Annotated in this window: 11 protein-coding genes and 1 pseudogene; 6 read left to right on the top strand and 6 right to left on the bottom strand. The window is 65.7% G+C overall.

The genetic code is table 11. The annotated features are described in order from the left end of the window. Window positions 1-52: 52 nt before the first annotated feature. Window positions 53-1,090, bottom strand: a complete 1,038-nt coding sequence (locus EJ073_RS27570; RefSeq protein WP_126058378.1) for a zinc-binding dehydrogenase — start codon at window positions 1,088-1,090, stop codon at window positions 53-55. A 50-nt stretch (window positions 1,091-1,140) separates the two neighbouring features. Further along, the gene (locus EJ073_RS27565; RefSeq protein WP_126058377.1) at window positions 1,141-2,382 is read right to left on the bottom strand and encodes an acyl-CoA dehydrogenase family protein; all 1,242 of its coding nucleotides are present in this window, start codon (window positions 2,380-2,382) and stop codon (window positions 1,141-1,143) included. A gap of 130 nt (window positions 2,383-2,512) precedes the next feature. Here EJ073_RS27565 and EJ073_RS27560 point away from each other — a divergent pair. From EJ073_RS27560 to EJ073_RS27535, 6 genes and pseudogenes are all read left to right on the top strand, one after another. Further along, window positions 2,513-3,327: pseudogene (locus EJ073_RS27560) on the top strand (SDR family oxidoreductase). Then, on the top strand, window positions 3,328-3,852 hold the full coding sequence (locus tag EJ073_RS27555; RefSeq protein WP_281033026.1) for a MaoC family dehydratase: 525 nt from the start codon (window positions 3,328-3,330) through the stop codon (window positions 3,850-3,852). Next, a complete protein-coding gene (locus EJ073_RS27550; RefSeq protein WP_126058376.1) occupies window positions 3,849-4,883 on the top strand; it encodes a phosphotransferase in 1,035 nt (344 codons plus the stop codon). Before EJ073_RS27555 ends, EJ073_RS27550 begins: the two co-directional genes overlap by 4 nt. An 18-nt stretch (window positions 4,884-4,901) precedes the next feature. After that, entirely contained in the window at window positions 4,902-5,678 is a 777-nt protein-coding gene (locus EJ073_RS27545; RefSeq protein WP_126058375.1) for an SDR family oxidoreductase, read from the top strand. 147 nt (window positions 5,679-5,825) lie between these two features. Next, on the top strand, window positions 5,826-6,470 hold the full coding sequence (locus EJ073_RS27540; protein ID WP_126058374.1) for a TetR/AcrR family transcriptional regulator: 645 nt from the start codon (window positions 5,826-5,828) through the stop codon (window positions 6,468-6,470). Between the two features lie 219 nt (window positions 6,471-6,689). After that, a complete protein-coding gene (locus tag EJ073_RS27535) occupies window positions 6,690-6,935 on the top strand; it encodes a DUF680 domain-containing protein (protein WP_126058373.1) in 246 nt (81 codons plus the stop codon). Window positions 6,936-7,005: 70 nt separating this feature from the next. On the opposite strand, the gene EJ073_RS27530 is transcribed toward EJ073_RS27535, so the two are convergent. From EJ073_RS27530 to EJ073_RS27515, 4 genes are read right to left on the bottom strand one after another with little or no spacing between them, the layout of a single operon-like run. Further along, window positions 7,006-7,227 (bottom strand): hypothetical protein, encoded by a 222-nt coding sequence (locus tag EJ073_RS27530; protein ID WP_126058372.1) that lies wholly within the window; start codon window positions 7,225-7,227, stop codon window positions 7,006-7,008. A 60-nt stretch (window positions 7,228-7,287) separates the two neighbouring features. Further along, window positions 7,288-7,866, bottom strand: coding sequence for a sarcosine oxidase subunit gamma (locus EJ073_RS27525; RefSeq protein ID WP_126058371.1), 579 nt, complete (start codon window positions 7,864-7,866; stop codon window positions 7,288-7,290). Then, window positions 7,859-10,852 (bottom strand): sarcosine oxidase subunit alpha, encoded by a 2,994-nt coding sequence (locus EJ073_RS27520; RefSeq protein WP_126058370.1) that lies wholly within the window; start codon window positions 10,850-10,852, stop codon window positions 7,859-7,861. The genes EJ073_RS27525 and EJ073_RS27520 overlap by 8 nt, the downstream gene beginning before the upstream one ends. Then, window positions 10,849-11,145, bottom strand: a complete 297-nt coding sequence (locus EJ073_RS27515) for a sarcosine oxidase subunit delta (protein ID WP_126058369.1) — start codon at window positions 11,143-11,145, stop codon at window positions 10,849-10,851. The genes EJ073_RS27520 and EJ073_RS27515 overlap by 4 nt, the downstream gene beginning before the upstream one ends. Window positions 11,146-11,184: the final 39 nt, after the last annotated feature.

The raw sequence follows: 11,184 nt of genomic DNA, 5'->3' as shown, positions 1-11,184 counted from the left end.
CCTCATCCGCCCTTCGGGCACCTTCTCCCCGTGAACGGGGAGAAGGGAAAATCTACGGCTTTATGAACACCTTGCCATTCGGCTTGGCCAGTTCCGCCGGAACCTTCGCCATCGCCTCTTCCAGCGGCACCACCGCCGTCACGTCGGTCGACCAGCGGCCGTCGGAAAAGCGCTTCTGCGCCTCCATGACCGCCGCGCCCATGCTGTCGCGGTGCTGGCGCATCCATTCGGCGAGCCAGAAGCCTTCGATATGCTTGTGCTGGAAGATCAGCTGGCCGGGCTCACGGATGACCGTCGGCTCCGCGTCGAGCCGGCCATAGACGATCCACCGCGAGCGCTTCGGCATGGCGTTGAAGATGGCCGAGGCCAGCGGCCCGGTGACCGCGTCGAGGAAGATGCGCGGCTGCTCGGCCTTGATCACCTCGATGAGCGTGGCCTCGAAATCCGCGGCCTTCTCATTGAGCACATGGGTCGCGCCGACCTCCTTGAGAAGCGGGATCTGCTCGTCGCGGCGCACCGTGACGATCGGCCTGTAGCCCTCTTCCTTGGCGAGGCCCGCTATCAGCTTGCAGAGCTGGCTGGCGCCGGCTGTCATGATAAAGGCCTTCTCGCCGTCCTGCTTGACGATGTCGAACATGGCGAGCGCGGTGAGCGGGTTGACGATCATCGCCGCCGCATCCTGGTCGCGCACCGTGTCGAGCAGTGGGATGCAGGACGATGCTTCCGCGACCGCGTAGTCGGCCCAGGCGCCCCAGTTCGACAGTCCGGTGGCGAAGGCGACGCGCTTGCCGGCCAGACCCGTTGCGTAGGGCTCGCCGCCGGTCGCGGCCACGATGCCGACGCCCTCGAAGCCAGCCGGCCGGCCCTTGACCCGCGGCTGGCCGTACTGGCCCTTGATGAAGGCGACGTCGGACGGGTTGATCGAGGCCAGGCTGACCTTGATCAGCACCTGGCTCGGTCCGGGCGTCGGCACCGCGATCGTGCCTTGCTCGAGATAGGGGTCCATCGTCTCAAGCGCACTGCCGGATGGCGTCTTGGTGTAGCCGTCGCCGGTCAGCAGCAGCGCCTTCATTTCGGATGGGAGGGTCATCGGGGATACTCCTTGCTTGTCGCAGAGCAGTGACTGGCCAAGCCTTGCGCTCAGACCTTCTCCTGCGTGTATTTCTTCAGCTCGGTTCGCGCCACCTGCCGGCGATGCACCGCGTCGGGCCCGTCGGCGAGGCGCAGCGTGCGCAAATGCGTCCATGAGCGCGCCAGCGGCGTGTCCTGGCTGATGCCTTGCGCGCCGAACATCTGCACCGCCTCGTCGGTGACCTTGAGCGCGACGCGCGGCGCCACGACCTTGATCTGGCTGATCCAGGGCGCGGCGGCGCGGGCGTCGCCCTGGTCGATCATCCATGCCGCCTTGAGGCAGAGCAGTCTCGCCATCTCGATATCCATGCGGCATTCCGCGATGATGTCGAAATTGGCGCCGAGTTTCGCCAGGGGCTGGCCGAAGGCCTCGCGGCGCACCGAGCGCTGGCAGAGCATCTCCAGCGCCATCTCGGCCTGGCCGATGGCGCGCATGCAGTGATGGATGCGGCCGGGTCCGAGCCGCCCCTGCGCGATCTCGAAACCCCTGCCCTCGCCGAGGATCAGGTTCGACGCCGGCACGACCACATTGTCGAACCTGAGATGCATGTGGCCGTGCGGCGCATCGTCGTCGCCATAGACCTGCATGGCCCGCAGCTTGGTCACGCCCTTCGCATCGGAAGGCACCAGGATCATCGAATGTTGGCGATGCCGAGGGTCATCGCCGGAACCTGTCCTGACCATGACGATATAGATGGCGCAGCGAGGATCGCCGGCGCCGGACGCCCACCATTTCTCGCCGTTCAGCACATAGTCGCCGCCCTGCCGCTCGCAGCGCATCGAAATGTTGGTGGCGTCGGACGAGGCGACGTCCGGCTCGGTCATCAGATAGGCCGAGCGGATCCTGCCGTCGAGCAGCGGCTCCAGCCATTGTTGCTTGTGCTCCGCCGAGCCGTAGCGCTCCAGCACTTCCATATTGCCGGTGTCGGGCGCCGAGCAGTTGAAGGTCTCGGCTCCCAGATGCGCCTTGCCCATCTCCTCCGCCAGATAGGCGTATTCGACCGTGGAGAGACCATAACCGCGCTCGGAGCCGGTCAGCCAGAAGTTCCACAGCCCGCGTTCACGCGCGGTCTTCTTCAGGCCTTCGAGGATTTCGGTCTGCCGCCCCGTGCAGATCCAGCGGTCGCCGCCCTTGCCGATCTCGGCCAGGAATTCCTCGCCGAGCGGCGCGATCTCGTCGCGCACCATCGCCGCGACGCGCGCGTGGATCGGCTTCAGCCGCTCGGTCATGCCGAGGTTCATGTCCGCCATCGCTTCCGGTCCTTTCGGGGATGCATCTTTACCCGTGGCAAGGATGACCGTACTTCGGCTAGCCTTGTCAACGCGAGTCCATGGGCGAGTCCCCTGGCCTCGGCCTGCGGCGAGATTGCGGGGGAGCGCCATGAGCTATCTGGACGAGCTGTTCTCGGTCGCCGGCAAGATCGCGCTGGTCACGGGTGCCGCGACCGGCATCGGCCGCATGGCGGCGACCGCCCTGGTCAGCGCCGGCGCCAGTGTCATGATCGCCTCCCGCAAGGGGGAGGACTGCATCAAGGTCGCGAGCGAAATCAACGCCCTCGGCGGCCCGGGGCATGCCGAGGGCTTTGCCGGCGACATTTCCAGCGAGGCCGGCATCGCCGCGCTCGTCGCCGAGGTAAAGGCGCGGACGGAGCAGCTGCACATTCTGGTCAACAATGCCGGCATCTCCTGGGGGCGCCGCTGGAAGAGTTCCCCTACCACGCCTGGGCCAAGGTGTTCGGCGTCAACGTCACCGGTGTCTTCCATCTGACGCGTGAACTGCTGCCGTTGCTCGACGCCGCCGCCAGCGAGGCGGATCCAGCCCGGGTGATCAATCTGGGCTCGGTGATGGGCACCCAGCCTCTGGCCGACGATGCCTATTCCTACACCGCCTCCAAGGCCGCGGTTCATCACCTGACGCGCACGCTGGCGATCGAGTTCGCCGCCCGCCGCATCACCGTCAACGCCTTCGCCCCCGGTCCCTTTCAGAGCCGGATGACCGCCTTTGCCACCGGAACCGAGGAACAGGCGAAACATGTCGGCGGCCATGTTCCGATCGGCCGCATCGGCATGCCGGATGACATTGCCGGCGCAACGCTCTATTTGTGCAGCCGTGCGGGCAGCTATGTCACCGGCGCCATCCTGCCGATCGACGGCGGCCAGTCGGTGCAGCATGGGCTGACCCTGTTCAAGGAATGAATGTCCGACCGGAACGCCGGCGGGGGTGAAGTGGAGGACATCAGCGTGGAACCGATCAGTCTCGATGTGCTTCTGGCCAGCGTCGGCAAGGAAGTCGGCGTGTCGCCCTGGCGCGTGGTCACGCAGCGCATGATCGATCAGTTCGCCGACGCCACCGACGACCACCAGTTCATCCACTGCGATCCGGAACGCGCCAGCCGTGAGACGCCGTTCGGCGGCACCATCGCGCATGGCTTCCTGTCGCTGTCGCTGCTCTCGGCGATGACCTTCGAGACCATGCCGCCGCTCGAAAACAGCAAGATGGGCGTGAACCACGGCTTCGATTCGCTGCGCTTTTTGGCGCCGGTAAAGACCGGCGCGCGCATCCGCACCCGTTTCGTGCTCGCCGACGTCAAGGTCAGGCCCTCGGGCTGGGTGCAGACGGCGCATGACGTGACCATCGAGATTGAGGGCTCGAAGAAGCCCGCGCTAACCGCGCGCTGGCTGACCCTGACATTGATCGAGCGCCAGCCCGAGACCGCATGAACGACCTGAACGCGCTCGATCAGACGGCGCTTGCGCCCTATCTCGAGGCGCATATCCCGGCTTTTGGCGGGCTTTCCGCGACCGAGAAGTTCAAATCGGGACAATCGAACCCGACCTATCTTTTGACCGCGGCAAGCGGCCGCTACGTGCTGCGCGCCAAGCCGCCGGGCCAGTTGCTGAAATCCGCGCATCAGGTCGACCGCGAGTTCCGGGTGATGAAGGCGCTTGCCGCCACCGCCGTGCCGGTGCCGCGCATGCTGCACCTGTCCGACGAGGACTCGCCCATCGGCCGCATGTTCTACGTCATGGAGTTCCTCGACGGCCGCATCTTTTGGGACCCGTCGCTGCCGGAGGCATCCGGGAACGAGGATCGCGCCGCCATCTACGACGCCATGAACGCAACGCTAGCCGCCTTGCACGATGTCGCCGTGGAAGCCGTCGGCCTTGGCGATTTCGGCAAGCCCGGCAACTATTTCGAGCGCCAGTTCGCCCGCTGGACCAGCCAGTACCGCGCCTCGGAAACCGGAACCATTCCGGACATGGATCGGCTGATCGCCTGGCTGGAGACGCACATGCCGGCCGATGACGGCCGCGTCTCGCTGGTGCATGGCGACTACCGGCTGGACAACATGATCTTCGCAGCCAGCGAGCCGAAAGTGATCGCGGTGCTCGACTGGGAACTGTCGACGCTCGGCCACCCCTTCGCCGACATCGCCTATCAATGCATGCAATGGCGGCTGCCGCATGCATCGGGCTTTCGCGGCCTCGGCGGCGTCGACCGCGCAGCCCTCGGCCTGCCGTCCGAAGAAGCCTATGTCGAGGCGTATTGCCTGCGGCGCGGGCTTACCGGCATCGACAACTGGAGTTTCTTCCTCGCCTTCTCCTTCTTCCGGCTGGCGGCGATCTGCCAGGGCGTCTATCGGCGCGCGCTGGACGGCAACGCCTCCAACCCGGAAAAGGCAAAAACCTATGGCGAGGCGGTAAAGCTGCTTGCCGCGCTCGCCGTGGACCTGATCGACAACAAGATTTGACAATGGGAGAGCTGAGCGATGGGCCGTTTCGATGGAGCGACGGTGCTGATCACCGGTGCGACCGGCGGCCTCGGCCGCGGCGCGGCAAACGCCTTCGCCGCCGAAGGTGCGCGGCTGGTCCTATCGGATCTCGACGAGGCTGCGCTACGCGATTTCGCCGCGACGCTTGATGTCGAGTCGACCATCCTCGCCGGCAACATCGCTGACGAGAAACTCTCCGAGGATCTCGTCGACCTGGCGGTGCAAAAATTCGGCCGGCTGGACATCGCCGTCAACAATGCCGGCATCGTCCATGCTTTCGTGCGCCTGCCGCAGGTGGCCTCGGATGAAGCACGCCGGGTGCTGGAGGTCGACCTGCTCGGCGTTTTCTACGCCATGAAGCATCAGATCCCGCAGATGGAACGGCAGTTCAAGGCAAGCGGCAAGGGCGGCGTCATCGTCAACGTCGCCTCTGTCGCCGGCCTGTCCGGCGCGCCCAAGCTGTCGGTCTATGCCGCCGCCAAGCATGGCGTTGTCGGGCTGACGCGCTCGGCCGCTGCCGAATATGCCACCAAGGGCGTGCGCATCAACGCAGTCTGTCCCGCGCATACCAGGACCGCGATGGTGGACGGCTTCGTCCGCGCCAGCAGCTCCCCGGAAGCCGAGGCGATTGCCGAACTCACGCGCGGCGTGCCGATGAAGCGGGTCGGCGAGGTTGACGAGATCACAACGGGGGTCCTGTTTCTTGCCGATCCCGCCAACTCCTTCATGACCGGCCATGCGCTGGCGCTCGACGGCGGCATCGGCGCCATCTAGGGCAGGCCGCCCAAAGCGATTTTCCGTCCGGAATTGCGTTGGAACAAAGGGTTAGGGCGGACGTTGGGGAACCTGCCACGCACTTGTTCGTTTCCGTACAGCGTATATAATTTAACAAGGCAACCAACCAACGAAGGCAGGCAAACCTTGCCGTTGAGCGTCCAGACACGCCGCGAAAAACAGAAAGCAGAGCTGCGCTCCGAACTCGTCGAAGCGGCCCACAAGCTCGTTCAGGAAGAAGGCTATGAGGGCCTGACCATCCGCAAGCTGGCCAAGCGGGTCGGCTACGCGCCGATGTCGGTCTATTCCTACTTCGCCGACAAGCAGGACATCCTGTTCGCGCTGGCCGAGGACGCCTTCGAGACGCTGGCGCGGCGCATCGAGGCGCACCCCGCCGACGATCCGATCGAGGCCCTGCAGGCGGTGATGACCGAGTACGCCGCCTTCGGCCTCGGCAATCCCAACGAATACCGCACCGTCTTCATGACCGAGAAGACGCGGCTGCCGGAAGGCCGCAGCTACGAGGACATGGAAGAGGGTAATCCGGCGATGAAAGTGCTGATCAGCAGGGTCGAGGCCTGTGTCGCCGCCGGCAAGCTCAAGGGCGACCCGCGCGCCATCGCCACCATGCTCTGGGCGGTCGGCCACGGCACGATCTCGCTCTTGATCACCTTCCCCTTCTATCCGTTCGGCGACCCGCAGGCTTTCGTGAAGCGGATGTGCGATTTCACGCTTGCCTCGCTTTCGACGCAGAACGTGCCGCCGCTGACCGAAACGCCAGTCAACTGCTGACTGGAGCAATTCCGCCCAGCGGTTTTGGGCCGGAATTGCGCAGAAGCGAACCCCCGGTTTTTACAGTCCGATCTGGCCGGGCGTCGCGCCGTGCGACATTTTCGTATTTTCAGAAAATTTGACCGTACATGTACGATTTCTCACTTGAACTCGCACTCCGCCGGACGTATATGTACGCCGTATCGTACATGTACGAAAAAGATTGACCGGAGAAAGATGATGAAAAAGACAATCCTCGCTATCGCTACCGTCCTGGCTTTCTCGGGCGCCGCTTTCGCCGGCACCAGCCATCAGGCCAAGCAGGCTCCTGCCGCGGCTTGCATCCAGACCAACGCCAATGTGAAGCTCGATTGCGGCACGACCGGCTCCGTCGAAAAGACCGGCGCGACGACCAAGACCGACGCCGCCAAGGGCCAGCGTCTGGGCATCGAAATCGATCCGTGGATCGTTCCCAGCACGTTCTAAGGCGGTTCGAACGCCACGAAATACTCAAAGGGCGGCAGGATATCCTGACCGCCCTTTTTTGCTGGATCGATTACTTGCGTGGCTTGCGCCCCGGCACCGTCTTGGCCTTGCCGGGTCTTGCGGGGCCGCCCGGAATGGAGGTCGAGGTGATCGACACCGGATCGCTGGCCGGGAACGTGTCCTCGAGACCTTCCTCGAGTTCCTCTTCCTCGACCTCGTGTGTTCGTTCGTGCTCGAGCGAGCGGACTGCCGCCGTCTTCCTGGGCGGCCTCGGCGCGGATTTCGACGGCATCGGCATTCTCCCTCGACACGCTGCCGCAAAACGGATCGGCGCGTCGATGGTTCCTATGGCTCAGTTCGCCGCGTCGCTCGCCGCTTCCGACAGCAGAGTAAAGACATAGTCCGAGAACGAACGCCAGCATTCGACCCGGAAGGCGTCCGCCGCCGTGCGCAGCAGCACGATCTCGGCCTTGCCGAGGATGGTGCGCGAAGCCGCGCCGACCGGGAACGCGTCAAGAGAGAGATCTTGCGGGCAGCCGGAGTTGACGGTCACGGCGGCAGCCGGGCCGGTGACGGAAAAGGCGACGTTGCGATGCGAGATGCCGACCGCCGAATGCAGCGCCGTCACCTTGGCGCAGTCGGCGAGCGGATCCTTGCCCGCCTCGTCGATCACCAGCCATTCGTCCGGCCCGAGCCAGAGCGCCGTGCGCCCTGCCTTGGCCGCCGAGGTCTTCGGCTTTGCCGGCAAGCTCACGCCGAGCGCCTTCGAAAGCGCGGTCAGCGAAGCCTCCGGCGCGCGCACCGAAATGCGCTCGGCCGGCGGCAGCACTGCAAGCGTGACGCCCTTCGCCTCTATCGTGCGCCCGGCCAGCGCCGGACGGCGCTCGGCCGGCGAGCCGGCAGCGGTTGTCTTTGCGGCAGCCTTAGCCATTGAGGCGCTCCCCCTTCTCGTCGAAGAACACCATGCCGGTGACTTCCACCTCGATCGTCCCGTTTGGCATCGGCACATAGAGCGTCTTGCCCATGCGGTCGCGTCCGCCGGCGACCAACGCCAGCGCGATCGAACGGCCGCAATTCTCCGACCAGTAGCTGGAGGTGACGTGGCCGATCATCTTCATCGGGATTGCTTGGCCAGGATCCTCGACGATCTGCGCGCCCTCCTCCAGCACCACCTTGGGGTCCTTGGTCTTGAGGCCGACAAGCTGCTTGCGACCCTTGGCGACAAGGTCCGGCCGCGTCAGACCACGGATGCCGACGAAGTCAGCCTTCTTCTTGCCGACCGCCCAGTCGAGGGCTGCATCGTTCGGCGTCACCGTGCCGTCGGTATCCTGGCCGACGATGATGTAGCCCTTCTCGGCGCGCAGCACGTGCATGGACTCGGTGCCGTAGGCGCAGGCGCCATGTTTCTGGCCTTCGGCCCACAGCGCCTCCCAGACCGCCTGGCCGTAGTCGGCCGGCACGTTGACCTCGAAGCCGCGCTCGCCGGTGAACGACATGCGGAACAGCCGCGTCGGCACGCCGCAGATCCTGCCTTCGCGCACCGACATATGCGGCAGCGCCTCGTCCGACATGTCGATGCCTTCGACCAGCGGCGCGATGATGTCGCGCGACTTCGGTCCCTGCACGGCGATGACCGCCCACTGCTCGGTGATCGAGGTCAGCCAGACATTGAGATGCGGGAACTCGGTCTGGAGATAGTCCTCCATATGGTGCATGACGCGCGGCGCGCCGCCCGTCGTCGTCGTCACGTGGAAGCGGTCCGGCGCCAGCCTGCCGACGACGCCGTCGTCGTAGATGAAGCCGTCCTCGCGCAGCATGATGCCATAGCGGCAGCGGCCGGGCTCCAGCTTCTCCCACGGATTGGTGTAGAGCAGCTCCATGAACTTGGCCGCGTCCGGTCCGACCACCTCGATCTTGCCCAGCGTCGAGGCGTCGAACAGTCCGGCCGTCTTGCGCACCGTCACGCATTCGCGGTCGACGGCGGCGTGCATGTCCTCGGCTCCCCGGGGGAAGTACCAGGCGCGCTTCCACTGGCCGACATCCTCGAACACCGCCCCTTGCGCGGCGGCCCAGGGATGGATCGCCGTCCGACGCGTCGGGTCGAACAGCGCGCCGCGCGCATGGCCGACGATCGAGCCGAAGGTGACCGGCGTATAGGGTGCGCGGAAGGTGGTGAGGCCGACCTGCGGGATCGGCTTGCCGAGCGTCTCGGCGGCAATCGCCAGGCCGTGCATGTTGGACGTCTTGCCCTGGTCGGTCGCCATGCCGTTGGTGGTGAAGCGCTTGACGTGCTCGATCGAGTGCATGCCTTCATGCACCGCCTGGCGGATGTCCTTGGCGGTGACGTCGTTCTGGAAATCGACGAAGGCCTTGACCGTCGTGCCCTGTCCGGCGCCGGGCGCGGCGCCCAGCATGCCGCGCGACCAGCTCTCGCCGGCATCGACCTTCGGCTTGGCGCCTTTACCCGCCTTGCCGCCGGCCTCCTTCGCCGCCTTGGCGCCGGCCGCATAGGCCTCGTCGACCGTCGCGTCGAGGCCATCCGTGCCGTTGCAGGCGCCGACCGAGACGCAGTCCTGCGCGTAGGTTCCCGGCACGAAGCGCCGTGTCTCCTCGTTGAAGGCGACCTTGCCGCGCGACTGCGAGAACAGATGCACCGACGGCGTCCAGCCGGCCGACATCAGGATCGCGTCGACCGGGATGGTGCGTTCGCCGCCGCCATTCTTCGGCTGGACGGTCATCGACGATACGCGCAGCTTGCCGCCGGCGCGGACCACCGCACGGCCGAAATTGATCTCGATGCCGAGCCCCCGCGCCTCGTCGATCGCCGCCCCGGTCGGGTTGTCGCGCAGATCGACGATAGCGGCGATGTTGACGCCGGCCTTCTTCAGGTCGATCGCCGCCGCGTAGGCGGAATCGTTTGCCGTGTAGACGCCGACATTCCTGCCGACGGCGACGCCGTAATGGTTGAGATAGGTGCGCGCGGCCGAGGCCAGCATGACGCCTGGACGGTCGTTGTCGGCGAACACCATGTGGCGTTCGATGGCGCCGGTCGCCAGCACGACTCGGCTGGCGCGGACCTGCCAGAGACGCTCGCGCGCCAGTTCGCGGCCGGGGTTCTGCAAATGGTCGCTGACCCGCTCGACCAGCCCGACGAAATTCTGCGCATAATAGCCAAAAGCCGTCGTGCGCGTCAGCAAACGGACATTGTCCATCGCCTTGAGCTTCGCGATCGCGCCTTGAGCCCAGGCAAAGCCGTCCTCGCCGTCAATCCTGGCGCCGGCCTCGAAGCGCAGGCTGCCGCCGAACTCGGCCTGCTCGTCGGCGAGGATCACCCTGACGCCAGTCTCGGCGGCGGCAAGTGCCGCCGCGATGCCGGCCGCACCGCCGCCCAGCACCAGCACCTCGCAATGGGCATAGCGCGCGCCATAGTGGTCGGGGTCCGGCTTGTCCGGCGAAACGCCGAGACCTGCCGCGGCGCGGATCTTCGGCTCGTAGAGGCTCTTCCAGGCCGCCTTCGGCCACATGAAGGTCTTGTAGTAGAAACCGGCCGAGAACAGCGGCGAGGCGATGTCGTTGACCGCGCCGACGTCGAAAGCGAGCGACGGCCAGCGGTTCTGCGAGTTGGCGGTGAGCCCGTCATAGAGCTCCTGCACGGTCGCGCGCACATTCGGCGTCTTGCGCGCGTCGTCACGCACGATCTGCACCAGGGCGTTCGGCTCCTCGGCGCCGGCGGAAAGGAAGCCGCGCGGCCGGTGATACTTGAACGAACGACCGACGAGATGGACGCCGTTGGCGAGCAGCGCGGAAGCGAGCGTATCGCCCTCGACACCGGTATAGGCCTGGCCGTCGAAGCTGAAGCGAGCAGTCTTTGCCTGCTTGAGGCGGCCAGCGCCGGAAATTCGGAAGGAGGGGGTCATTTCGAGGCTCCCGGCAGCTTCGCGGGCTTCGGCTCGCCGGCCTTGTAGGTCATGATGAACTTGTCGGTGACGGTGTCGCGTACGGCGTTGAAGAAGCGCGCGCAGCCATGCATGTGCCGCCAGCGCTCATAGATCACGCCCTTGGGGTTCGAACGGATGAAGAAGAACTTCTCGAAATCGTCGTCGCTTTCGCCGGCCATGTTGGTCGAGCGCGCGATATGCGCCTCGCCGGCGTTGCGGAATTCGAGTTCCGGGCGCTCTTCCTCGCAATAGGGGCAGCGGATGAGAAGCATCTGTTGTTTCCTACAATTCGCCGAGGCCGGTGGCCGGTT

The organism is Mesorhizobium sp. M4B.F.Ca.ET.058.02.1.1 (assembly GCF_003952505.1).
In the GTDB taxonomy this organism is placed as follows: domain Bacteria; phylum Pseudomonadota; class Alphaproteobacteria; order Rhizobiales; family Rhizobiaceae; genus Mesorhizobium.
This window is presented reverse-complemented; position numbering and strand designations above follow the sequence as displayed.

Excerpts from the sequence above, each read along its gene's own strand:
- EJ073_RS27570 (WP_126058378.1), bottom strand. The coding sequence starts at position 1,090 with ATGACCCTCCCATCCGAAATGAAGGCGCTGCTGCTGACCGGCGACGGC.
- EJ073_RS27565 (WP_126058377.1), bottom strand. The coding sequence starts at position 2,382 with ATGGCGGACATGAACCTCGGCATGACCGAGCGGCTGAAGCCGATCCAC.
- EJ073_RS27555 (WP_281033026.1), top strand. The coding sequence starts at position 3,328 with ATGTCCGACCGGAACGCCGGCGGGGGTGAAGTGGAGGACATCAGCGTG.
- EJ073_RS27550 (WP_126058376.1), top strand. The coding sequence starts at position 3,849 with ATGAACGACCTGAACGCGCTCGATCAGACGGCGCTTGCGCCCTATCTC.
- EJ073_RS27545 (WP_126058375.1), top strand. The coding sequence starts at position 4,902 with ATGGGCCGTTTCGATGGAGCGACGGTGCTGATCACCGGTGCGACCGGC.
- EJ073_RS27535 (WP_126058373.1), top strand. The coding sequence starts at position 6,690 with ATGAAAAAGACAATCCTCGCTATCGCTACCGTCCTGGCTTTCTCGGGC.
- EJ073_RS27530 (WP_126058372.1), bottom strand. The coding sequence starts at position 7,227 with ATGCCGTCGAAATCCGCGCCGAGGCCGCCCAGGAAGACGGCGGCAGTC.
- EJ073_RS27525 (WP_126058371.1), bottom strand. The coding sequence starts at position 7,866 with ATGGCTAAGGCTGCCGCAAAGACAACCGCTGCCGGCTCGCCGGCCGAG.
- EJ073_RS27520 (WP_126058370.1), bottom strand. The coding sequence starts at position 10,852 with ATGACCCCCTCCTTCCGAATTTCCGGCGCTGGCCGCCTCAAGCAGGCA.
- EJ073_RS27515 (WP_126058369.1), bottom strand. The coding sequence starts at position 11,145 with ATGCTTCTCATCCGCTGCCCCTATTGCGAGGAAGAGCGCCCGGAACTC.